The 22,109-nt window shown below is 63.8% G+C and carries 21 protein-coding genes; 5 read left to right on the forward strand and 16 right to left on the reverse strand.

Features of this window, described 5'->3' with window-relative positions; genetic code table 11:
• Positions 1–13: 13 nt before the first annotated feature.
• The 9 genes from recQ to uxaC all read right to left on the reverse strand — a co-directional run bounded on the left by recQ (position 14) and on the right by uxaC (position 9,354).
• On the reverse strand, positions 14–1,849 hold the full coding sequence (gene recQ / locus NKH33_RS06730; RefSeq protein ID WP_352918556.1) for a DNA helicase RecQ: 1,836 nt from the start codon (positions 1,847–1,849) through the stop codon (positions 14–16).
• Positions 1,850–2,212: 363 nt separating this feature from the next.
• On the reverse strand, positions 2,213–2,551 hold the full coding sequence (locus NKH33_RS06735) for a cupin domain-containing protein (RefSeq protein ID WP_352918557.1): 339 nt from the start codon (positions 2,549–2,551) through the stop codon (positions 2,213–2,215).
• Between the two features lie 24 nt (positions 2,552–2,575).
• Complete coding sequence (kduD, locus tag NKH33_RS06740) at positions 2,576–3,343, reverse strand: 2-dehydro-3-deoxy-D-gluconate 5-dehydrogenase KduD (RefSeq protein ID WP_352918558.1); 768 nt, start codon at positions 3,341–3,343, stop codon at positions 2,576–2,578.
• Positions 3,340–4,197 carry a 5-dehydro-4-deoxy-D-glucuronate isomerase gene (gene kduI / locus NKH33_RS06745; RefSeq protein WP_352918559.1) on the reverse strand — a complete coding sequence of 286 codons (858 nt, stop codon included), beginning with the start codon at positions 4,195–4,197 and terminating at the stop codon, positions 3,340–3,342. The genes kduD and kduI overlap by 4 nt, the downstream gene beginning before the upstream one ends.
• 28 nt (positions 4,198–4,225) lie before the next feature.
• The gene (locus tag NKH33_RS06750; RefSeq protein ID WP_352618125.1) at positions 4,226–5,002 is read right to left on the reverse strand and encodes a FadR/GntR family transcriptional regulator; all 777 of its coding nucleotides are present in this window, start codon (positions 5,000–5,002) and stop codon (positions 4,226–4,228) included.
• A 10-nt stretch (positions 5,003–5,012) separates the two neighbouring features.
• Entirely contained in the window at positions 5,013–6,293 is a 1,281-nt protein-coding gene (locus NKH33_RS06755) for a TRAP transporter large permease (RefSeq protein WP_023678089.1), read from the reverse strand.
• 4 nt (positions 6,294–6,297) lie between these two features.
• Positions 6,298–6,825 carry a TRAP transporter small permease gene (locus NKH33_RS06760; protein ID WP_352918614.1) on the reverse strand — a complete coding sequence of 176 codons (528 nt, stop codon included), beginning with the start codon at positions 6,823–6,825 and terminating at the stop codon, positions 6,298–6,300.
• 103 nt (positions 6,826–6,928) lie between these two features.
• Positions 6,929–7,906, reverse strand: a complete 978-nt coding sequence (locus NKH33_RS06765; protein ID WP_352636901.1) for a TRAP transporter substrate-binding protein — start codon at positions 7,904–7,906, stop codon at positions 6,929–6,931.
• 38 nt (positions 7,907–7,944) lie between these two features.
• Positions 7,945–9,354, reverse strand: a complete 1,410-nt coding sequence (gene uxaC / locus NKH33_RS06770; RefSeq protein WP_352918561.1) for a glucuronate isomerase — start codon at positions 9,352–9,354, stop codon at positions 7,945–7,947.
• A 175-nt stretch (positions 9,355–9,529) separates the two neighbouring features.
• Between uxaC and NKH33_RS06775 the strand changes: the two genes are divergently transcribed.
• Both NKH33_RS06775 and uxuA read left to right on the forward strand, forming a co-directional pair.
• On the forward strand, positions 9,530–11,080 hold the full coding sequence (locus NKH33_RS06775) for a mannitol dehydrogenase family protein (RefSeq protein ID WP_352918563.1): 1,551 nt from the start codon (positions 9,530–9,532) through the stop codon (positions 11,078–11,080).
• Positions 11,077–12,255 carry a mannonate dehydratase gene (uxuA, locus tag NKH33_RS06780; protein WP_352918565.1) on the forward strand — a complete coding sequence of 393 codons (1,179 nt, stop codon included), beginning with the start codon at positions 11,077–11,079 and terminating at the stop codon, positions 12,253–12,255. Before NKH33_RS06775 ends, uxuA begins: the two co-directional genes overlap by 4 nt.
• A gap of 168 nt (positions 12,256–12,423) precedes the next feature.
• On the opposite strand, the gene NKH33_RS06785 is transcribed toward uxuA, so the two are convergent.
• From NKH33_RS06785 to NKH33_RS06810, 6 genes are all read right to left on the reverse strand, one after another.
• Complete coding sequence (locus tag NKH33_RS06785; RefSeq protein WP_352918567.1) at positions 12,424–12,831, reverse strand: F0F1 ATP synthase subunit epsilon; 408 nt, start codon at positions 12,829–12,831, stop codon at positions 12,424–12,426.
• Positions 12,832–12,949: 118 nt separating this feature from the next.
• Complete coding sequence (atpD, locus tag NKH33_RS06790) at positions 12,950–14,515, reverse strand: F0F1 ATP synthase subunit beta (protein ID WP_352683656.1); 1,566 nt, start codon at positions 14,513–14,515, stop codon at positions 12,950–12,952.
• A gap of 67 nt (positions 14,516–14,582) precedes the next feature.
• A complete protein-coding gene (locus NKH33_RS06795; RefSeq protein ID WP_352471280.1) occupies positions 14,583–15,467 on the reverse strand; it encodes a F0F1 ATP synthase subunit gamma in 885 nt (294 codons plus the stop codon).
• Between the two features lie 28 nt (positions 15,468–15,495).
• On the reverse strand, positions 15,496–17,025 hold the full coding sequence (gene atpA, locus NKH33_RS06800) for a F0F1 ATP synthase subunit alpha (protein WP_352471281.1): 1,530 nt from the start codon (positions 17,023–17,025) through the stop codon (positions 15,496–15,498).
• Positions 17,025–17,585, reverse strand: a complete 561-nt coding sequence (locus NKH33_RS06805; RefSeq protein ID WP_352504886.1) for a F0F1 ATP synthase subunit delta — start codon at positions 17,583–17,585, stop codon at positions 17,025–17,027. Before NKH33_RS06805 ends, atpA begins: the two co-directional genes overlap by 1 nt.
• 246 nt (positions 17,586–17,831) lie before the next feature.
• On the reverse strand, positions 17,832–18,227 hold the full coding sequence (locus NKH33_RS06810; protein ID WP_352500793.1) for an AGROH133_08824 family phage infection protein: 396 nt from the start codon (positions 18,225–18,227) through the stop codon (positions 17,832–17,834).
• Positions 18,228–18,444: 217 nt separating this feature from the next.
• Between NKH33_RS06810 and NKH33_RS06815 the strand changes: the two genes are divergently transcribed.
• Both NKH33_RS06815 and NKH33_RS06820 read left to right on the forward strand, forming a co-directional pair.
• Complete coding sequence (locus NKH33_RS06815) at positions 18,445–18,687, forward strand: type II toxin-antitoxin system Phd/YefM family antitoxin (RefSeq protein ID WP_352479579.1); 243 nt, start codon at positions 18,445–18,447, stop codon at positions 18,685–18,687.
• Positions 18,684–19,139 carry a PIN domain-containing protein gene (locus tag NKH33_RS06820; protein ID WP_352767533.1) on the forward strand — a complete coding sequence of 152 codons (456 nt, stop codon included), beginning with the start codon at positions 18,684–18,686 and terminating at the stop codon, positions 19,137–19,139. Before NKH33_RS06815 ends, NKH33_RS06820 begins: the two co-directional genes overlap by 4 nt.
• Before the next feature lie 14 nt (positions 19,140–19,153).
• Here NKH33_RS06820 and NKH33_RS06825 read toward each other — a convergent pair whose 3' ends face one another.
• Positions 19,154–21,337, reverse strand: coding sequence for a primosomal protein N' (locus NKH33_RS06825; protein WP_352918569.1), 2,184 nt, complete (start codon positions 21,335–21,337; stop codon positions 19,154–19,156).
• A gap of 90 nt (positions 21,338–21,427) precedes the next feature.
• Between NKH33_RS06825 and fsa the strand changes: the two genes are divergently transcribed.
• A complete protein-coding gene (gene fsa, locus NKH33_RS06830) occupies positions 21,428–22,081 on the forward strand; it encodes a fructose-6-phosphate aldolase (protein ID WP_023678103.1) in 654 nt (217 codons plus the stop codon).
• The last annotated feature ends 28 nt before the right edge of the window (positions 22,082–22,109 follow it).

The following is a 22,109-nucleotide window of genomic DNA, read 5'->3' on the forward strand; positions in this document are numbered from 1 at the left end:
CTGAAGTGGGTCTTCAGCCCGCCACCCCGGATTGATGCGCAGCGATCGCGCCGAGGAATATCTCGCCGAAATCCTTGAGCTTGGCGGCGCCGACGCCGTTGACCGCGGCGAAGGCGTCCAGATCACGCGGGCAGCGTTCGGCCATATCGATCAGCGTACGATCCGAAAAGATCACGAAGGCCGGCACCTGGCGTTCCCGGGCAAGACGCAGCCGCACAGCCTTGAGTGCGGCCAGCAGCGCCGAATCCAGACCTTCCGTGCCTGCTGCGGTATCCTCAGGACGTATCTTGCGTCGCGATGACTGGCGCGCGTCCACGCGATACCGGAACGAGGCCTCGCCCCGGGCCAGCGCACGGCCCTTCTCGGCAATGGCGAGGCCGCCATGGCCGGCTGAGTCCAATGTCAGGAACCCTCCCGCGACGAGTTGGCGGAGCAGCGACAGCAAGAAACTCTTTTTATGCGCCACACCGGTGCCGAAGCTGGCAAGCCTGTGGTGGTTCCTGTCCAGGACCTTCTCGGTTTCATGGCCGAGCAGGACATCGACGACATGGGCGGCGCCGAAGCGCTCGCCGGTCTGTGCGATCGCCGCCAGGATGATCCGCGCCTCCGCCTCGCCATCCGCATGCGGCGCCTGGTCGAGGCAGTTGTCGCAATTGCCGCAAGGCGAAGCACTTTCGCCGAAATAGCCAAGCAGGATCTGACGGCGGCACTGCGTCGTCTCGCAATAACCGATCAGCGTTTCGAGCCGGCCATGCGCGCGCCTTTTGTGCTCAGCCGGCGCATCCTCGTCTTCGATGAAAAGCCGGCGCATGCGTATATCGCCGAGACCGAACAGCATATGTGCCTCGGCCGCCCGCCCGTCGCGGCCCGCGCGCCCGATTTCCTGATAATAGGCCTCCAAGCTGCCCGGCAGGTCGGTGTGGAAGACATAGGCGACGTCGGGCTTGTCGATCCCCATGCCGAAGGCGATGGTCGCCACCATCACCACGCCGGACAAGGTCATGAAAGCGTTTTGATTCGCTTCACGCGCGTCCTTGCTCATGCCGGCATGATAGGCGAACGCGCGTACGCCGTTCCGCTCGAGAAACGCCGCCATCTCTTCGGTCTTCTTGCGCGACAGGCAATAGACGATCCCGCTGCGGCCTGCATGGCGCTGCACGAAGTTTAGCAATTGGCGCTTGCTGTCTTGCTTGGGCTCGATGCCTAGCTTGATGTTCGGCCGGTCGAAGCCGAGCACCACGGTATCGACGCGCCCGTCGAACAGTTGCGCGGCAATGTCGGTGCGCGTCGTCTCGTCCGCCGTCGCCGTCAGCGCAATGATCGGCACTTTCGGGAAGATATCACGTAGTCTCGACAATTCTTCGTATTCGCGCCGGAACGCCGGTCCCCATTGCGAGATGCAATGTGCCTCGTCGATGGCGATCAGCCGGACATCGAGCTTGGTCAACGCCTCGAGCATTCGCACCGTCATTAGCCGCTCCGGTGCAAGATAGAGCAGGCGCGTCTGGCCTGCCGCGACACGGCGCCATGCAGCGACATTGGCATCGCGGTCGAGCGAGGAATTGATGGTATCGGCCGCCACGCCGGCAAGGCGCAATGCGGCGACCTGATCCTGCATCAGGGCCACCAGCGGCGAAACGACAATGGTGAGCCCGCCCAGCACCAGCGCCGGGACCTGGTAGCAGAGCGATTTGCCGGCGCCGGTCGGCATGACAGCCAGCACATGATGCCCGGCCAGCAGCGCCTCCATCACGGCCGCCTGGCCGAGACGAAAGTCATCGAAGCCGAATACATCCCTGAGGACGCGCCGCTTGGAATCCTCTGTCGGGATGCTCGCTGCAACCTGCATTACAGAACTTTCGGGGATACGACCTGCCGAAATTCCCCGGCGAATCGCCAGGTGATTGCCTGGACAGCAGATTCGAACATTTATCGACCCCTCTGGTCCTGTCCGCGGCACCGCCTGAGGCGAACTTCTCTCTCATTGGCCGATATCAGACCGTCGTTCCAGCCCCTATTCGCCTTGGCTGTGAATATCGCACCGCCTCGGAGCGGTTAATTCTATCTTCACCATCATTCGGCAGGTTCAGGTTCTGCGGTGATGTTTTGAGTACCGCGGCGCCACAAGCGCCCAGGCAACACGCCCGCGTCTCTCCGGAGGCGCGGGTTTTTTCGTTCTGAGAACCGGCTGCCTGATCTTCGGGCCCGCAGCTCAGTCGAGGAAATCGGCGCGGTGCGGCGTAAAGCTGTCGACTAGTCGTCCCGCCTCCAGCGCCTTGACGCCATGGACAAGGTTGGACGGGACGATGAAGCTGCTTCCGGTCTCTAGGATTTCGGTCCTGCCGTCGATGGTGACTTCGAAGCGGCCTTCGGCGACATAGCTCGCCTGGACGTGCGGGTGCGAGTGCAGCGCGCCGACGCCGCCCTTGTCGAAGGCAAACTCGACCATCATCAGTTCATCGGTGTGCAGGAGAACGCGCCTGCGGTTGCCATCCGGCGTCGGCGTCCACGCAGCCTGGCCGGCATGCGAGAAGATTTTGGTTCCGGTCATCGCCAAACTCTCACCTTTTGTTGTTCATCGTGCCAGCCAGCCGCCGTCCACCGGCACCACCGCGCCATGCATGTAGTTGGACGCCGGCGCCAGCAGGAAGACGGCTGCGTCGCCGATGTCTTCCGGCCCGCCCCAGCGGCCGGCCGGAATGCGCGCCAGGATCGAAGCGCTGCGGTCGGGATCGGTGCGCAGCGCCTCGGTGTTGTTGGTCTCGATATAGCCCGGCGCAATGCCGTTGACGTTGATGCCCTTTGCCGCCCATTCACATGCCAGCAGGCGGGTGATGCCGAGCACGCCGTGTTTGGAGGCGGTGTAGGAGGCGACGCGAATGCCGCCCTGAAAGCTCAGCACCGAAGCGATGTTGACGATCTTGCCACGCCGTCCAGATTCGGCAAGCACGCGCCTGGCAAAACTCTGGCTGAGGAAGAACACCGTCTTCAGATTGACGCCCAAGACGTCATCCCAGTCGGCTTCGGTCAGGTCGACCGCATCGGCACGCCGGATGATGCCCGCATTGTTGACCAAGCCATCGAGCGGTCCGGTGCCGTCCCAGACGCGGTCAAGCATCGCCTGGGCAGCTGCATCATCACCAAGATCGCAGCGGACCGCCTCGAAGCGGCCGCCGACAGCCGCAATCTTCTCCGCCGTCTCGTCCATCGCCGACCGGCCGACGCCGACCACCGCGCCGCCGGCGCGCACGATCGACACGGCGATGCCCTGGCCGATGCCGGTATTGGCGCCGGTGACGAGGATGCGCTTGCCGGCAAGGCTGAAGGCCGAGAGCTCGCTCACTTGAGCTCCTCCATCGCCACCAGGTCGACATCGGTATAGTCGACATTATCGCCGGCCATCGCCCAGATGAAGGCGTAGTTCGAGGTGCCGGCGCCCGAATGGATCGACCATCCCGGCGACAGCACCGCCTCCTCGTTGCGCATGACGAGATGGCGCGTTTCGTCCGGCTCGCCCATGAAATGAAACACCCGCGCCGCCTCCGGCAGATCGAAATAAAGATAGGCCTCCATGCGCCGGTCATGCACATGGCATGGCATGGTGTTCCAGACGGAACCGGGGGCAAGCTGCGTCATGCCGACGACAAGCTGACAGGTCTTTACGCCATCGGCATGGATGAACTGAAAGATCGAGCGCTCGTTGGAGGTTGCCTGGCTGCCGAGATCGAGCCGCTTGGCATCGCCGATGCGGATCAGCCGGTTGAGATGGCTCTGATGCGCCGGCGCGCTGAGCAGGTAGAACTTAGCCGGCTCAGCCGGATTGGTCGCAGCGAACGACACCTCATCGGTGCCCATGCCGAGATAGAGCATGTCGCGCCCCTGCAGCTCGTAGGATTGGCCGCCGGCTTTGACGACGCCTGCACCGGCGATGTTGACGATGATCATCTCACGGCGGTCGAGAAAATTCTTGGTCCCGGTCGGCTTGATCGCCTGCAGCGGCAGCGGTGCGCCGGCGGGCATGGCGCCGCCGATGATCATGCGGTCGTAATGGGTGTAGGTCAGGCTGATGCTGCCGGGCCGGAACAGGCCTTCGATGAGAAAATTGTGACGGAGCTCGTCCGTGCCCATCGCCGCGGCAGAAACAGGGTCGATGGCGAAGCGGGAGGTGAAATCCGTGTGATTGTCGGTGTGATTCATTGCTGTCCCATGGGGCTGCCTCAATTGCTTATTCAGTTGCCGCGGCCTTGACCGAGTCGGCATAAAAAATCTGGCGCGCGTGCAGGCGCTCGCGATAGCGCTGCTGGCTGGCACCGAGATGCGCGCGCATCGCCTCCCGCGCCGCTTCGGCATCGCCTGCCGAGATGGCGTTGAGGATCATCAGGTGTTCGCGCTGCAGGCCGCGCTGGTAGGCGTCGGACTGTGCGAACTCCGTCGACCAGGGCGAGGTCACGTCGCAAGGAATGGCGCGCCGGCCGAGCACGTCGAGCATCTCGACATAGAACGGATTGTTGGTGGCGCTGGCGATTGCGCGGTGGAAGGCAAGGTCGGCCGGTCCAGTCGGCTCGCTGTTGAGGAGCAGCCGTTCGAACTCGAAGAAGGCTTCCTGGATTGCCGCTTCCTGCGCGGCGTTGCGCCGGATGGCGGCGAGCCCGGCGGATTCGATCTCGATCGCCAACCTGACTTCGAGCACGTTGAGGGCAATCGAATCCTTGCTGCCCATCTCTGCTGCCAGAGCACCGAACGCTGTCGAGATATGCTCGGTGACGAAGACGCCAGCGCCTTGGCGCGGTTCGACCAGGCCGTCCGCGGCAAGCTTGGCCAGCGCCTCGCGTATCACGGTGCGGCTGACCCCGAAGGTTTCCGTCAGCTGGCCCTCGGTAGGCAGCTTTTGCCCAGGCTGGATCTCGCCCGCCTGCAGCTGCTTGCGGATCGCCGCGACGACGGTTTCCGAAAGCTTCGGTCTTCGTTCGACGCGGAGCCCGACGGCAGTGTCCGATGCCATGTCGCACCCCCTATTTGAAGACGCTCGGCAGCCATAGCGAAATGGCCGGAATGTAAGTGACGAGCGCCAGCACCACGAGGCCTGCGCCATAGAACGGCCAGATCGAGCGCATCGATTCCCACACGGATATCTTGCCCACGGCACACGCCACGAACTGCACTGCGCCCACCGGCGGCGTGTTCAGCCCAATGCCGAAATTGAGGATCATGATGACGCCGAAATGCACCGGATCGACACCGTAGGCCTGCGCCACGGGCAGGAAGATCGGCGTGCAAATGATGATCGTCGGCCCCATGTCCATGAACGTGCCGAGGAACAGCATCAGGAGGTTGAGCAGGAGAAGCACGACCAGCGGATCGTCCGAGATCGCATTCATGGAGGCGATGAGCGCTGCCGGCACTTTCAGGAAGGCCATCAGCCACGAGAACGCCGCCGCCATGCCGATGATGAGCAGCACCATGGCCGTGGTGCGCACGGCGCCATGGGTAGCATGAACGAACCCTTCCCAGGTCATCTGCCGGTAAACGAAGACGGTCACGAGCAGCGCATAGATGACGGCGATACAGGAACTCTCGGTGGCGGTGAAGACGCCCGATCGCACGCCGCCGAAGATGATCGCGATCAACAGCAGGCCGGGCACGGCGACGGCGAAAAGATGCGCGACCGCGGTGAAGCCCGGAAACGCCTCGGTCGGATAGCCGCGGGAGCGCGCCACGATATAGGCGGTGACCATCAGCGACAGGGCCAGCAGCAGGCCCGGGATGATGCCGGCCGTGAACAAATCGGCGATGGAGATCTTTCCGCCTGCCGAGATCGAGTAGATGATCATGTTGTGCGACGGCGGCAGCAGCAGCGCGATCAGTGCCGCCATCGACGTGACGTTGACGGCGTAGTCCGCTCCATATCCACGCGCCTTCATCTGCGGGATCATCAGGCCGCCTACCGCCGCTGCCTCCGCCACCGCTGAGCCGGAAATGCCGCCGAACAGTGTAGCGGTTGCAATGTTGACCTGCCCGAGGCCGCCGCGCAAATGGCCGACGAGCGAGCCGGCGAAGGCAACGATCTTGCTGGCGATGCCGCCGCGCACCATCAAGTCGCCGGCGTAGATGAAAAACGGAATGGCCAGCAGTGAAAAGACGCTCATGCCGGAATTCAGGCGCTGGAACACGATCAGCGGCGGCAGGCCCATATAGAGGACGGTGGCGAGGCTTGCGACGCCGAGGCAGAAAGCGATCGGCGTGCCGATAAGCATCAGCAGGGTGAAGACGCCGAAGAGAATCCACAGTTCCATGGCGTCAGACCTTCACGTTGGCGGTGTCGAGTTCGGCCGCGACTTCGGCCGGCGGCAGTTCATCGAGGGCATCGTCGATCGGCGCGCCGGAGAGGCGAAGCACAATGCGCTCCAGCGTGAAGAGCACGATGAGCGCGCCTCCCGCCACAAGCGGGACGTAGTCCCAGCCCCCCGATATGCCGAGCGACGGCAAGACAGAGCCCCAGGTCAATGCGACCAGCTGACTGCCGTACCAGATCATGCCGATGCCGAAGGCGAGCGCGACGAGGTCCGAAGTCATCCGCAGCCAGCGCTTGCCGCCTTTCGGCAGCACGTAGAGCAGGACGTCAAAGCCGAGGTGATAGTTCTCGCGCACGCCGACGGCAGCGCCGAGGAAAATGAACCAGCTCATCAGCATCACCGAGCCCGGCTCGGTCCAGCTCGGCGAACGGTTCAGAACATAACGGCCGAATACCTGCCAGGCGACGAAGGCGGTCATCAGCACCAGCCCGATGCCGGCGATCGACAGCGCCGCCGTGCTGACGCGCGACATCACTTGCGCGACGCCGGACAGAAGCGGTGTTGGTCTTGGGCTGGAAGTCACCGGTTTTCTCCCCAGGAGGATGGCGGCACGGAATGTCCGCGCCGCCGCTTGATCACTGCACGGCCTTGATGGCTTCGACCATGGCCTTCAGCTTGTCGTCCTTGACGTGCTTCTCGTAGACCGGCCCCATCGCGTCGATGAAGGGCTGCTTGTCCGGCGTCGTGATCTGCGAACCGGCCGCCTCGACCTTGGCGCGCGATTCCTTGACCTTGGCGGTCCACAGCTCGCGCTGCTTGGCGACGCTCTCCTTGGCGGCCGCCTTGAAGATCGCCTGGTCTTCCGGCGTCAGCTTGTCCCAGCTCGACTTCGCCATGACGAAGGCTTCCGGCACCATCGTGTGCTCGTCGAGCGAATAGTACTTGGCGACTTCCGCGTGCTTGGCGGTGTCGTAGCTCGGAAAATTGTTCTCCGCGCCGTCGATCACCCCGGTCTCGATCGCCGAATACACTTCGCCATACGGCATCGGCGTCGCGTTGGCGCCGAGTGCCGCCACCATGTCGACGAAGATGTCGGACTGGATGACGCGGAACTTCATCCCGGCCATGTCGGCTACGGTGTTGATCGGCTTCTTCGAATTGTAGAAGGAGCGCGAGCCGCCGTCGTAAAAGGCGAGCAACACCAGCCCGACCTGGTCGAACGCCGCCGCGATCTGGTCGCCGATCGCCCCGTCCATGACCTTGTGCATATGCTCTTCCGAACGGAAGATGTAGGGCAGCGAGGGCACGGTGGTCTCCGGGATGAGCCCGTTGAACGGCGCCATCGAGACGCGGTTGAGATCGATCACGCCGGTGCGCACCTGCTCGATCGTGTCCTTTTCCTCGCCAAGTTGCGCGGAAGGATAGATCTCGACCACATAGCGGCCGGCCGTGCGCTCCTTCACCAGCTCGCCGAAATATTTGACTGCCTCGACCGTCGGATAGCCATCCGGGTGGGTGTCGGACGAGCGCAGGACCGTCTGGGCGCTTGCCGATCCGGCCAGCAGTGCGGCGGCAACTAGCGTAGCTCCCGCCAGTCTCGAAAAATGCAGCATTGGTTTCCTCCCTTTTTGAACGATGGCGGCAAGCGCCGTTAGAGCCGGTACGCCTTTTTCGCGAGCGCATAGGCAAGTTCGTGCGCCAGCTCGTGCGCCTCGTCTTCGCCGAGCCGATGCTCGGCGACGAGACGCGCCAGAAAAGCGCAATCGACCCGGCGCGCCACATCATGGCGGGCCGGTATGGATGGAAAGGCGCGGGTATCGTCGTTGAAACCGACGGTGTTGTAGAAACCGGCGGTTTCGGTGGTCATCTCACGGAACCTGCGCATGCCTTCGGGGCTGTCGTGGAACCACCAGGCCGGCCCGAGCTTCAATGCCGGGTAGACGCCGGCGAGCGGCGCCAGCTCGCGCGCATAGCTGGTCTCGTCGAGGGTGAAGAGGATGATGGTGAGGTCGCGCTCCAGCCCGACGCAGTCGAGCAGCGGCTTCAGCGCCGTCACATAGTCGGTTCGCGTCGGAATATCGAAGCCTTTGTCCCTGCCGAACTTGCGAAAGATAGCCGGCGAATGATTGCGCCAGGAGCCGGGATGGATCTGCAGGACCAGCCCGTCGTCGCGGCTCATCTTGGCCATCTCGGTCAGCATCTGGGCGCGGAACAGCTTTCGCTCGCGCTCGTCGTCCGAGCCCCGGCGGATGCGGTTGAACAGCTCCTGCGCGGCGGCATCCGAGAGATTGGCGGTTTCGGCCGTCGAATGGCCGTGATCGGAGGAAGTCGCGCCAAAGCTCTTGAAGAAGGCGCGCCGCTGGCGATGCGCATCGAGATAGCCGGCCCAATTGCCGGTGTCGCAGCCGGTGATCTCGCCAAGCCGGTCGAGATTGGCCGAGAACCCTTCGAAGTCGGGATCGACGATCGCATCCGGCCGATAGGCGGTGACGACGCGGCCCTCCCAGCCGCTGTCGCGGATCATCTGGTGCCATCTGAGATCGTCGAGCGCGCCTTCGGTCGTTGCGATGACTTCAATATTGAAGCGCTCGAACAGCGCTCGCGGGCGAAAATTCTCCCACTGCAGCAAGGTCGAGATCATATCGTAATGGCGGTCGGCGGTTGCGGCCGTCAGCGGCTCGTCGATGCCGAACAGATGGGCAAGCACATGGTCGAACCACAGCCGGGTCGGCGTGCCGCGGAACAGGTAATAATGCTCGGCGAAGCACCGCCAGATCGTTCTACCGTCGGTTTCAACCGGCGAGCCGTCAAGCGTCGGCACACCAAGCTCCTCAAGCCGAACGCCCTGGCTGAACAGCATGCGGAAAATGTAGTGGTCCGGCACGATCAGCAACTGCGCCGGATCGGGAAACGCCTCGTTGAGCGCATACCAGCGCGGATCGGTGTGGCCGTGCGGGCTGACGATCGGAAGGTCTTTGACCGCGGCATAGAGATCGCGGGCCAACGAACGCGGGCGCGCCTCGGCGGCAAACAGCAAGTCCGGATCCGTCAATGCGGCCACGTGAATCCTCCCAATCCGAACATCGGTAGGGTTGGAAAGAAATAATGTCAACATACAAAAACTGGGTTGTTGTATGATGACTTTTCGTCGGCCATTGCCCATTGTGCGTGACGGCATCGGGTGTTACGCCGCCTGCCAGCAGTGACCCAACAATCTCGATCAGACACGTGGCGCAATGACCAATAGACGCCTTTCCAACAGCACGCTGAAAGCACTGCCGGCTTCGGTCGCGGTCCCGCGCTACGCCCGCGGCGCTATTGCACCGGGCATCGTCCATCTCGGCGTCGGTGCCTTCCATCGCGCCCACCAGGCGGCCTATGTCGACGACTGCCTGGCGGCGGGCGAGGCGGACTGGGGCATTGTCGGCGTGTCCTTGCGCAGTCCTGACACGCGCGACGCACTGGCGCCGCAGGATGGCCACTACACGCTGGCGATCAGGAGCAGCGTCGGCGAAGTGCTGCGCGTCGTCGGCTCGATCCTGTCGCTCCTGGTGGCGCCGGAAGATCCGGCTGCGGTGCTCGCCGCCCTGACCGATCCGCGCACCCGCATCGTCACGCTGACGATCACCGAAAAGGCCTATTTGAGGGCAGCCGGCGGCGGCCTCGACAATACCCACCCCGACATCGTCCATGATCTGGCCAACCCGCAAATGCCACGGACGGCGCATGGTTTCCTGACCGAGGCGCTGTCGCGCCGCCGTGCCGCCGGCATCCAGCCTTTCACCGTGCTCTGCTGCGACAACCTTCCGGCCAATGGTGCCACGCTGCACCGCCTGCTGGTCGAATTCGCCGCACTGCGCGATGCCAGGCTCGCCACTTCAGGCGATGCCAGGCTCGCCACTTCAGGCGATGCCAGGCTCGCCACTTCAGGCGATGCCAGGCTCGCCGCACACATCGCCGACGGCGTCGCCTTCCCGTCGAGCATGGTCGACCGCATCGTGCCGGCGACCACCGATGCCGACCGGGCGCGTATCGCCGTCGAGCTCGGCGTCGAGGATGCCTGGCCGGTGATGACCGAGCCGTTCTGCCAATGGGTGGTCGAGGATGATTTCCCGGCAGGCAGGCCGGCCTGGGAAAAGTTCGGCGTCACCATGGTCGGCGACGTCGGGCCCTTCGAGGACATGAAGCTGCGGCTGCTCAACGGTTCGCATTCGGCAATCGCCTATCTCGGCCTGCTCAGCGGCTACGACACGGTCGACCGCGCCTTTGCCGATCCGGCGATCCGGCAATTCGTCGACGGACTATGGGCCGAGGCCATCCCGACGCTGCCGCAGGACGCCGGGCTCGATACGGCCGGCTACACGGCCCAGCTCGCCGAACGCTATTCGAACACCGCGCTCGCCCATCGCACGGCGCAGATCGCCAATGACGGCAGCCAGAAGCTGCCGCAGCGCATCGTCGCCTCGGCCCTCGATCGGCTGGGCGCCGGTGACCCGCCCGCGCATCTGATGCTGGTGGTGGCGGCCTGGATCGCCGCTTGCGAGGCGCGCGGCAAAACCTTGCCGGAAGCCCATTTCACCGACCCGATCGACACTCGGCTTACGGCGCTCGGCAGCCGACCGGCTGGTGAAACGGTGACAGCGATATTCGATTTCGCCGGCTTCGCCAAGGACCATGCCCACCGCATGACACTGATCGATCTGACGGCAGCCCATCTCGAGCGCCTGCGGCGGGGCGGACCTGCCGCTGCCTTCGCGGCGCTTGGCATAGGCAGTGAGAAGCCATGAGACAAACCTGGCGCTGGTTCGGGCCGGACGATCCGGTGACGCTTGCCCATGTCCGTCAAGCCGGCGCCGTCGGCATCGTAAGCGCGCTGCATCACCTCAATGACGGCCGCGCCTGGCCGGCGGACGAGATCGCCAGGCGCAAGGCCGAGATCGAGGCAGCAGGCCTGACCTGGGATGTGGTCGAGAGCATCGTCGTGCACGAGGACATCAAGACCCGCAGCGGCAACTGGCGCAGCCTGATCGACAATTACAAGGCGTCGGTCCGCGCCGTCGCCGCCGCCGGGATCAATACCGTCTGCTATAATTTCATGGCGATCACCGACTGGACGCGCACCGACCTCGATTACCCGATGCCGCATGGCGGCACGGCGCTGCGCTTCGATGTCGTCGAGCTCTGCGCCTATGACGTCTTCATCCTTGAGCGAGAAGGGGCGGAGGCCGATCACTCACCGGCCCGTATCGAGGCCGCGCGTGCGCGGCTGGAAGGGATGAGCGACAGCGACAAGGCAAGGCTGGAGCGCAACCTGATCGGCTGGGTCCCGGCGCGCGAATTCATCTTCGATCGGGCAAGCTTCCGCCGCGCCCTCGACCTCTACAAGGACGTCTCCACCGAAGGCCTGCGCGAAAACCTGTTTGCCTTCCTGCGCGAGATCGTGCCGGTGGCCGAAGAGGCCGGCGTCAGATTGGCGATCCACCCCGACGATCCGCCCTTTTCGCTGTTCGGCCTGCCGCGCATCGTTTCCAACGCCAATGATGCCCGCGCGCTGCTCGACGCGGTCGCTTCGCCAGCCAACGGGCTGACGCTGTGCACCGGCTCCTACGGCGCGGGCGCGCAGAACGATCTGCCGGCAATGGCAAAGGCATTCGCCGAAAACATCCATTTCGCCCATCTGCGCAACGTCACCAAGGAGCCCGACGGCTCCTTCCACGAAGCCGAGCACCTCGACGGCGACACCGACATGGTGGCGGTCGTGTCGGCGCTGATTGGCGAAGAGCGGCGGCGCAAGGCGGCAGGCAGGGCGGACTGGCAGATGCCGATGCGTCCGGACCATGGCCATGCCATTGTCGATGACATCGGCAAGAAGGTGAACCCCGGCTATTCCTGCATCGGCCGCCTGAAGGGCCTCGCCGAACTGCGCGGCGTCATGCGCGCAGTAGAGGCACTGACGGTGTGACCAGCCCCCCTTCTCCCCTTGTGGGAGAAGGTGGCCGAGCGGAGCTCGGTCGGATGAGGGGTGCTCCAGGGATCGCCGCCGTCTCAGTTCTTCCAACACCCCTCAACCGTCTCGGCGCTGCGCGCCGATCCACCTTCTCCCACAAGGGGAGAAGGCAAGGGACGCCTGTTAAGCCGGCAACAGCGCACCTTCAAGCGTCGTAAGCTGGTTGAGGAACTGCTCGGCCTTGCTGCGGGTCTGGTCGTCCTTGGCGTCGGCGGCGTCTTCCCTGGCCTCCTGGATGCGGCGGGCAAGGTCGGCGCGGTCGATGTCGCCGACGGCCACAGCCGATTCCGCCAGCAGCGTGCAGCCGGCCGGAACGATGTCGGCAAAGCCGCCGAACACCACATAGCGCTCTTCCTTGCTTTGCGCGGTCTTTAGCGTGACGACGCCCGGCTTGATCGTCGTCATGACCGGCGCGTGATGCGCCATGACAGTCATTTCGCCCTCGGCGCCCGGAATGACGACGGATTCGACCTGCTCGGAAACCAAGAGGCGCTCCGGCGAGACCAGTTCGAATTTGAAAGCTTCAGGCATGATCAATTTAGCGACTGGTGAATGGTGAATGGTGAATAGTCAGAAAGAATGACCTTCACTCAACCCCGATTTCCTATCCGCTACTCCCCATTCACAATTCACTATCGACCATTCACCATCAGGCCGCTTCAGCGGCCAGGCGCTGTGCCTTCTCGACCGCTTCCTCGATGCCGCCGACCATGTAGAAGGCGGCCTCCGGCAGATGGTCGTAATCGCCGTTGCAAAGGCCCTTGAAGCCCTTGATGGTGTCGGCGAGGTCGACCAGCTTGCCCGGTGCGCCGGTGAACACTTCGGCGACGAAGAAGGGCTGCGACAGGAAGCGCTCGATCTTGCGGGCGCGGGCCACGGTCTGCTTATCCTCTTCCGACAGCTCGTCCATGCCCAGGATGGCGATGATGTCCTGCAGCGACTTGTAGCGCTGAAGGATCGACTGCACCTGGCGGGCGACCTGGTAATGCTCTTCGCCGACAACCATCGGGTCGAGCATGCGCGAGGTCGAATCGAGCGGATCGACCGCCGGATAGATGCCCTTTTCCGAAATCGCGCGGTTGAGCACGGTCGTCGCGTCGAGGTGGGCGAACGAGGTCGCCGGTGCAGGGTCGGTCAGGTCGTCGGCCGGCACATAGATCGCCTGCACCGAGGTGATCGAACCCTTGGTCGTCGTGGTGATACGCTCCTGCAGCGCACCCATGTCGGTGGCCAGCGTCGGCTGGTAGCCCACGGCCGAAGGAATGCGGCCGAGCAGCGCCGACACTTCCGAGCCCGCCTGCGTGAAACGGAAGATGTTGTCTACGAAGAACAGCACGTCCTGGCCCTGATCGCGGAAATATTCGGCAACCGTCAGCCCGGTCAGGCCGACGCGGGCGCGGGCGCCCGGCGGCTCGTTCATCTGGCCATAGACGAGCGCGGCCTTGGAGCCTTCGCCGCCGCCCTTCTTGTTGACGCCGGACTCGATGAACTCGTGATAGAGGTCGTTGCCTTCGCGGGTGCGCTCGCCGACGCCGGCGAACACCGAGAAGCCGCCATGCGCCTTGGCGACGTTGTTGATCAGTTCCTGGATCAGCACCGTCTTGCCGACGCCGGCGCCGCCGAACAGGCCGATCTTGCCGCCGCGGGCATAGGGGGCCAGCAGGTCGAGCACCTTGATGCCGGTGACCAGGATCTGCGCTTCCGTCGACTGCTCGACATAGGTCGGCGCCGGCTGGTGAATCGAGCGCATCTCGATGCCGTCGACCGGGCCTGCCTCGTCGACCGGCTCGCCGATGACGTTGATGATGCGGCCGAGCATGCCCGGGCCGACCGGCACGGTGATCGGAGCGCCGGTATCATAGACGTCCTGGCCGCGGACCAGACCTTCGGTCGAGTCCATGGCGATGCAGCGCACGGTGTTTTCGCCCAGATGCTGGGCCACCTCTAGCACCAGGCGATTGCCGACGTTGATCGTCTCAAGCGCGTTCAGGATCGCCGGCAGATGTTCGCCGAACTGGACGTCGACAACGGCGCCGATGACCTGGCGAACCTTGCCTGCCAGGCCGGTTTTCTTGATGGTGGCGGCCGGCGCATTCACAGCGGCGGCCTTGGTTGCTGCCGCCTTCTTGGCCGGAGCGGCCTTTGCTGCCGCCGGAGCCTTCGCTGGTGCCGCGGCCTTCGGGGCTACCGTCTTCGGGGTCGCTGCTTTCGCCATCGTTCTTACCCTTTTCGTCTCTTTGTTTCTCACACGCTTGAGGTCGATGACCTCCTTGTGGGCGTGCCTAGAGCGCCTCGGCGCCCGAAATGATTTCGATCAATTCCTTGGTGATCTGCGCCTGCCGCTGGCGGTTGTAGGTGATCGACAATTTGTTGATCATGTCGCCGGCGTTGCGCGTCGCATTGTCCATGGCGCTCATCTTGGCGCCCATCTCGCCGGCAGCATTCTCGAGCAGCGCGCGAAAAACCTGCACGGAAATGTTGCGCGGGATGAGATCGGAGAGGATCTCGCCCGGCTCCGGCTCGTATTCGTAGACGGCGCTGCCGCCATCCCTCACTTCCGCGCCAGCCGCAGGCGCGCCCGCCGGGATAATTTGCTGCGCCGTCGGGATCTGGCTGATCACCGACTTGAACTGCGAATAGAACAGCGTGCAGATATCGAAGCCGCCTTCGTTGAACAGGTGGATCACCTTCTTGGCGATGGCATCGGCATTGACGAAGCCCAGCGTCTTGACCTCGCGCAGGTCGACACGCTCGATGATCAGCGCGCCGTAGTCGCGGCGCAATATGTCAAACCCCTTCTTGCCGACGCAGATGATCTTGACCTGCTTGCCGTCGGCCAGAAGCTTGCGGATGTGGTCGCGGGCAAAACGGGCGATCTGCGAATTGAAGCCGCCGCACAGGCCGCGTTCGGCCGTGCAGACAACAAGCAGATGCACGTCGTCCTTGCCGGTGCCGGTCATCAGCGCCGGGGCATCGCCGCCGCCGCCGATCGCCTGGGTGATATTGGCCAGCACCGCGCCCATGCGCTCCGAATAGGGACGCGCCGCTTCCGCCGCTTCCTGCGCGCGACGCAGCTTCGCCGCGGCGACCATCTGCATCGCCTTGGTGATCTTCTGCGTCGCCTTGACCGAGGCGATACGGTTACGAAGGTCTTTTAACGAAGGCATGCTTCAAACCTGATCCCGTCCGTCCTGCTCAAGCAAAGGTCTTGGCGAAGGCGTCGATTTCTGCCTTCAGCCTGGCGCGCAGATCGTCGGACAGCGCCTTCTCCTTGCGGATGCCGTCGAGCACGTCCTTGCCGGCCGAGCGCATATGCGACAACAGGCCATGCTCGAACTTGCCGACCTGGTTGATCGTCAGCTTGTCGAGATAGCCGTTGACGCCGGCGAAGATCACCGCGACCTGCTCCTCGACCTTGAGCGGCGAGAATTGCGGCTGCTTCAACAGCTCGGTCAGGCGCGAGCCGCGGTTGAGCAGGCGTTGCGTGGCGGCATCGAGGTCGGAGCCGAACTGCGCGAAAGCAGCCATTTCGCGGTACTGCGCGAGCTCGCCCTTGATCGATCCGGCAACCTGCTTCATCGCCTTGATCTGCGCCGAGGAGCCGACGCGCGACACCGAAAGGCCGACATTGACCGCCGGGCGCACGCCCTGGAAGAACAGATTGGTTTCCAGGAAGATCTGGCCGTCGGTGATCGAGATGACGTTGGTCGGGATATAGGCCGAAACGTCGTTGGCCTGCGTTTCGATGATCGGCAGCGCCGTCAGAGACCCGCCGCCATTTTCGTCGTTGAGCTTGGCAGCGCGCTCGAGCAGGCGCGAGTGCAGGTAGAAGACGTCGCCGGGATAGGCCTCGCGGCCCGGAGGACGGCGCAGCAGCAGCGACATCTGGCGATAGGCGACGGCCTGCTTCGACAGATCGTCGTAGCTGATCAGCGCGTGCATGCCGTTGTCGCGGAAATATTCGCCCATGGTGCAGGCGGTGAACGGCGCCAGGAACTGCATCGGCGCCGGATCGGAGGCGGTCGCGGCGATGATGATCGAATAGTCGAGCGCGCCGCGCTCTTCCAGGACCTTGACGAACTGCGCCACCGTCGAGCGCTTCTGGCCGACGGCGACATAGACGCAGTACAGCTTTTCCTTCTCAGGGCCGTTGTCGTGCACCGATTTCTGGTTGAGCATGGTGTCGAGGATGATCGCGGTCTTGCCGGTCTGGCGGTCGCCGATGACCAGCTCGCGCTGGCCGCGGCCGACCGGGATCAGCGCGTCGATGGCCTTGAGGCCGGTCGACATCGGCTCGTTCACCGATTTGCGCGGGATGATGCCGGGCGCCTTGACGTCGACGCGCTTGCGTTCGGTGGCCTGGATCGGGCCTTTGCCGTCGATCGGGTTGCCGAGCGCGTCGACGACGCGGCCGAGCAGGCCCATGCCGACGGGCGCATCGACGATGGCGCCGGTGCGCTTGACGGTGTCGCCTTCCTTGATGTCGCGGTCGGCGCCGAAGATGACGACGCCGACATTGTCGGCTTCGAGGTTGAGCGCCATGCCGCGGATGCCGCCGGGGAACTCGACCATCTCGCCGGCCTGGACATTGTCGAGGCCGTAGACGCGGGCGATACCGTCACCGACGGACAGCACCTGGCCGACTTCGGAGACCTCGGCCTCCTTGCCGAAATTCTTGATCTGGTCTTTCAGAATTGCGGAAATTTCCGCGGCGCGGATGTCCATCAGCCGACCTCTTTCAGTGCAAGCTTGAGCGAATTGAGTTTGGTTTTGAGCGACGTATCGATCTGGCGCGAGCCGATCTTGACCACCAGTCCGCCGAGCAGCGACGGATCGACGGTGACCGTGATCGCCACGTCCTTGCCGGCGACGCTTTTCAGCGCTGCTTTCAGCTCGGTTTCCTGGGCAGGCGTCAGCGCATGCGCCGAGGTGACCTCGGCAGCGGTCTCGCCGCGGTGTTCGGCGGCGATCTGGCGGAACGCCTTGATCATGCCGGGCACGGCGAACAGCCGGCGATTCTGGGCAACGACGCGCAGGAAATTGCCGGTGAGGCCGGTAATCCCTGCTCTGTCGGCGATCGCGGCGATCGCCTTGGCCTGGTCCTCGCTGGAGAAGACAGGGCTCCTGATCAGCCGCGAAAGGTCAGCGCTGCCTTCGAGCATCGTTTCGAACCTGTTGAGGTCGGCCTCGACGCCGGCGACCGAATTGGCCTGCAGCGCGAGTTCGAACAGCGAACCCGCATAGCGTTCTGCGACACCTGAGATTGGCGATGACGATTGGGCCACGGACCGTCTTTTCTCTTGTCTGACAGGCCGCAGATTGTTGGCGCGAGCAAAAACTCTGGCTAAATCTTTGACCTTACTGCATTTTTCCAAGCACGGAGGCGCGGCTTCCGCTATCCCCGGTCGAAAGTCGATTGCCGTCTAGCACAGGCATTTTCAGACCGCAATGCGTCGTCCGGCATGGTTTTCAGGCACTATTGTCGCATCCGCCGGGCGAGTTCAGCAACCAACCCCGGATTGATCCCTGATTCAGGGCAAAAAGCCGAAGGCGAAGGCAAGCGGCAGCGCCGCCAGCACCAGCTCGACGACGATGGAAGCCCAGTTGAACGGCGTGTTGGCGCCGTCCGACATCATCGACAGCAGCCGGCCGAAGGCGGTGAACAGCCAGGAGAAGCCGAGCGCCATATAGAGCAGCGGCTGCGCCAAGAGGATGCAGCACAGGCTGACACCGAGATAGAAGCCCGACATCCTGCCGCGACCTTCGGCGATCGCCGCCGCCTTCTCGGGCTTGACCTGCAGCCTAAGAATCCGGAAGGCCAGCCCTGGCGCCAGGAACAGCAGCAGCCCGAAAAGCAAGGTCACGACGGCGCTTGACCATGCCAGCCACTCGCCCTGGCTCATCGGCCATGGAAACGCAAATTCCATCTTGTCCCCCTCGTAGATGCATCCCTGAAATCTCGGGCAGTTTAGCGAAGCAAGAGACATTCGCCAGATAGATATTGGACACTCACGCACGATCTCTTTCAGCGGGCGATAAGAGGTCGCCGCCGATTCCAGCTCATCCCGTCGAGCAAGCTAGGCCTGTTCCTTTCCTGTATAGTTGCTATATATTATGACCACATGAGACCACAGGAGAGCGGTTGTGAAAACGATGCAGGTTCGGGATGCCAAGGCAGGATTCTCGGCGCTCGTCGAGGCCGCGGAGAACGGCGAACCAACCATCATTACGAAGCATGGTAAACCAGCGGCGGCGATCGTCTCGATCGAGGACGTTCAAAAGCTGTATCCCGTCAAGCGCCGGAACTTCGGGGAATTTCTTTTGACCTATCCCGGAGGGATAGAACTTGAGAGGAACGAAGCACCCTCGCGGGATGTCGATCTTTGAATGGCTATCTCATCGATACATCGATTCTATCCGCCTTCGCGCCCGGAAAGCCGGAGCTTGCAAAAGATGTTTCCACATGGATTGTAACGCAAGGCGAAAAGCAGACGCTGTTCGTACCTGTAATAGCAATCGTTGAAATCGAGAAGGGCATACGCAAGCTCGATCGTGCGGGTGCTACAAAACGGGTGGAGAGTCTTACTACTTGGCTCAATGATATCATCGAAGGGTTTGCTGGTCAGATTCTGGAGGTCGATACCGATATTGCGCGAAGAGCAGGCCAAATGGAGGAAGCAGCCTCTGCGCAGGGGAGAAATCCAGGCTTAGCTGACATACTCATCGGCGCCACGGCAGCAATCAAAGAGCTTACTGTGATAACAGCCAATATCCGACACTTTGAAGCGCTCGACGTGTGGTGCTGGAACATACTGCAAGACCCGCCTGCGGCCGATTAATACACTCAAGCGAGTTACAAAAAGCTCTGCGGGTCGATGTCGACCTGGACTCGCACCGAGCCCCTTATCCTCGGCCCCTCAGCCAGCATGGTGCGAATGAACCCTTGCATGTCGGCGCGCCGTTCGCCTTGGATCAGCAGGCGAAAGCGATGGCGGCCGCCGATCAATGACAGCGGCGCCTCGGCCGGGCCGAGCACGAACAGGTCGGTGGCTTGCGGCGCGGCGCGACGCAGGCCACGGGCGTGCGCTTCGGCTTCGGCCCGTGTCACCGCGCTGACGATGACGCCGGCGAGCCTGCCGAAGGGCGGCAGCCCCGCCCGCTCACGCTCGGCGATCTCGCGCTCGTAGAAGGCCTCGGCATCGCCTGAGACGATCGCGCGCATCACCGGGTGGTCGGGTTGGAAGGTCTGCAGCAGGCCGAGGCTTTTCTTGCCGGTGCGACCGGCGCGGCCGGTCACCTGGCTGAGCAGTTGGAAGGTGCGCTCGGCGGCGCGCGGGTCGCCATTGGCAAGGCCGAGATCGGCATCGACCACACCGACCAGCGTCATATTGGGGAAGTTGTGGCCCTTGGCGACGAGTTGCGTGCCGATGACGATGTCGGCCTCGCCATTGGCGATGGCTTCAAGCTCGAGCCGCAGCCGCCGCACGCCGCCCATCAGGTCCGACGACAAGACGATGGTGCGGGCATCGGGGAAATGCGCGACGACCTCCTCGGCGATGCGCTCGACGCCTGGCCCGCAGGCGACCAGATGATCGAGCGTGCCGCATTCCGGACAGGCTTCGGGCCGGCGTTCATTGTGCCCGCAGTGGTGGCAGACGAGCTGGCCGCGAAAGCGGTGCTCGACCAGCCAGGCCGAGCAGACCGGACAGCCGAAGCGGTGGCCGCAGACCCGGCAGAGCGTCAGCGGCGCATAGCCGCGCCGGTTGAGGAACAGCAGCGACTGTTCCTTTCTTTCCAGCGTCTGCCGCATATGGCCGAGCAGCACCGGCGACAGGAAGCCGCCGCGTGCCGGCGGCGCGCGGCGCATGTCGACCGTCTTGAGATCGGGAAGTGCCGCCTCGGCAAAGCGCGCCGAAAGCACCGCCCTGCTGTAGCGGCCCTGGCTGGCATTGACCCGGCTTTCGACCGACGGTGTCGCCGAAGCGAGCACGACCGGAAAACCGCCGATATGGCCGCGCACCACGGCCATGTCGCGCGCGTTGTAAAAGACGCGATCCTCCTGCTTGTAGGCGGGGTCGTGCTCTTCGTCGACGACGATCAGTCCAAGCTCCCTGAACGGCAGGAACAGCGCCGAGCGCGCGCCGGCGACGACCCGCGCGCCGCCTTCCGCCACCTGCCGCCAGACCTTTTCGCGCATCCTTGGCGGCAGATCCGAGTGCCATTCCGCCGGCTTGGCACCGAACCGCTCCTGGAAGCGTTCGAGAAAAGCGTGGGTCAGCGCAATTTCCGGCAGCAGGATCAGCACCTGCTTGCCGCGATCGAGCGCGGCCGCAACCGCCTCGAAATAGACCTCCGTCTTGCCGGATCCGGTTACACCATCGAGCAGGGTGACGCCGAATGTGCCGGTCGCGACGTTGGTGCGCAGCATCTCGGCTGCTTCGCTCTGGTCGGGCATCAGTGAAGGCACGGCGTAGCCGGGATCGGGTGCTGCGACCACCGGCCGCGGCGGGATCATCACCGTCTCGAATACGCCCTGCGCCCGCAGCCCGTCCACCACCGTCGACGACACGCCTGCCGCATGCGCCAGGCCGGATCGCGTCCAGGCAAGTCCGCCTTCGGCTGTCTCCAGCACGCGCATCCTCGCCTCCGTCATCCGGTCGGGCTTGGCGAAGGTGCGCTGCAGCCCTTCGATCCACGGCTCCGGATCGAACGCCTCCGGCGCCCTGAGCAGCATGCGCGCCACCATGCCGGGCGGCGACAGCGTGTACTGCGCCACCCAATCGACAAAACGCCGCATCGCGCGGTCGATCGGCGGGCAGTCGAAAACCTGCTCGATCGGCCGCAATTTCTTCGCGTCGACCTTTTCGACGGCGCCGTCCCAGACGATGCCGGCGACCTGGCGAGGCCCAAGCGGAACGCGCACGATCGAGCCCGGCACGACGCGCATGCCAGCCGGCACGGCATAGGTGTAGGGGCGCTCGGCGGGCATCGGCACCAGCACCGGTGCGGCCGCGACAAAGGGCGAATCTTCGATCATGAGGCGTGACCTTGCCCCGACTTTGGTCTAGATCAAAGTCCGACCCCAAATGTGCATGACGTGCACATGAAAAATCTTCAGGAGACCGCCATGAAATTTTTTGTCGACACCGCCGATGTCAAGGAAATCCGCGAGCTGAACGATTTGGGGCTGCTCGACGGCGTAACCACCAATCCGTCGCTGATCCTGAAATCCGGCGGCAAGATCGCCGACGTCACAAGGGAGATCTGCGAGATCGTCAAGGGCCCGGTCTCGGCCGAAGTCGTCGCCACCGAATACAAGGACATGATGGCGGAGGCCAAGATCCTGGCCAGGATCGCCGACAATGTCTGCATCAAGGTGCCGCTGACGCTCGACGGCCTGAGGGCCTGCAAGGACATCCGGTCGGACGGCCGCATGGTCAACGTCACGCTGTGCTTCTCGGCCACCCAGGCGCTGCTCGCCGCCAAGGCCGGCGCCTCCTTCATCTCGCCCTTCGTCGGCCGCATCGACGACAGCGGCTGGGACGGCATGGAGCTGATTGCCGATATCCGCACCATCTACGACAATTATGACTTCCAGACTGAAATCCTGACCGCTTCGGTGCGTACCGTGAACCATGTCAAGCAGGCGGCGCTGATCGGTGCCGATGTCATCACCGCGCCGCCGGCGACGCTCAAGGCGCTGGTCAAGCACCCGCTGACCGACAAGGGCCTGGAACTGTTCCTCGCCGACTGGGCAAAGACCGGGCAGAAGATCGGCTGAAGCGACTGTCCTACGAACAAAAAAGGCC

This window comes from Mesorhizobium sp. M1182 (assembly GCF_040318335.1).
Lineage (GTDB): Bacteria > Pseudomonadota > Alphaproteobacteria > Rhizobiales > Rhizobiaceae > Mesorhizobium.

Bases quoted from the DNA above. Each gene is read 5' to 3' on its own strand.
- NKH33_RS06795 (WP_352471280.1), bottom strand. From the start codon at position 15,467: ATGCCTTCGTTAAAAGACCTTCGTAACCGTATCGCCTCGGTCAAGGCG.
- NKH33_RS06760 (WP_352918614.1), bottom strand. From the start codon at position 6,825: ATGTCGCGCGTCAGCACGGCGGCGCTGTCGATCGCCGGCATCGGGCTG.
- NKH33_RS06810 (WP_352500793.1), bottom strand. From the start codon at position 18,227: ATGGAATTTGCGTTTCCATGGCCGATGAGCCAGGGCGAGTGGCTGGCA.
- NKH33_RS06785 (WP_352918567.1), bottom strand. From the start codon at position 12,831: ATGCCTGAAGCTTTCAAATTCGAACTGGTCTCGCCGGAGCGCCTCTTG.
- NKH33_RS06755 (WP_023678089.1), bottom strand. From the start codon at position 6,293: ATGGAACTGTGGATTCTCTTCGGCGTCTTCACCCTGCTGATGCTTATC.
- NKH33_RS06750 (WP_352618125.1), bottom strand. From the start codon at position 5,002: ATGGCATCGGACACTGCCGTCGGGCTCCGCGTCGAACGAAGACCGAAG.
- NKH33_RS06775 (WP_352918563.1), top strand. From the start codon at position 9,530: ATGACCAATAGACGCCTTTCCAACAGCACGCTGAAAGCACTGCCGGCT.
- recQ (WP_352918556.1), bottom strand. From the start codon at position 1,849: ATGCAGGTTGCAGCGAGCATCCCGACAGAGGATTCCAAGCGGCGCGTC.
- atpD (WP_352683656.1), bottom strand. From the start codon at position 14,515: ATGGCGAAAGCAGCGACCCCGAAGACGGTAGCCCCGAAGGCCGCGGCA.
- kduI (WP_352918559.1), bottom strand. From the start codon at position 4,197: ATGAATCACACCGACAATCACACGGATTTCACCTCCCGCTTCGCCATC.
- fsa (WP_023678103.1), top strand. From the start codon at position 21,428: ATGAAATTTTTTGTCGACACCGCCGATGTCAAGGAAATCCGCGAGCTG.
- atpA (WP_352471281.1), bottom strand. From the start codon at position 17,025: ATGGACATCCGCGCCGCGGAAATTTCCGCAATTCTGAAAGACCAGATC.
- NKH33_RS06825 (WP_352918569.1), bottom strand. From the start codon at position 21,337: ATGATCGAAGATTCGCCCTTTGTCGCGGCCGCACCGGTGCTGGTGCCG.
- uxuA (WP_352918565.1), top strand. From the start codon at position 11,077: ATGAGACAAACCTGGCGCTGGTTCGGGCCGGACGATCCGGTGACGCTT.
- NKH33_RS06765 (WP_352636901.1), bottom strand. From the start codon at position 7,906: ATGCTGCATTTTTCGAGACTGGCGGGAGCTACGCTAGTTGCCGCCGCA.
- NKH33_RS06735 (WP_352918557.1), bottom strand. From the start codon at position 2,551: ATGACCGGAACCAAAATCTTCTCGCATGCCGGCCAGGCTGCGTGGACG.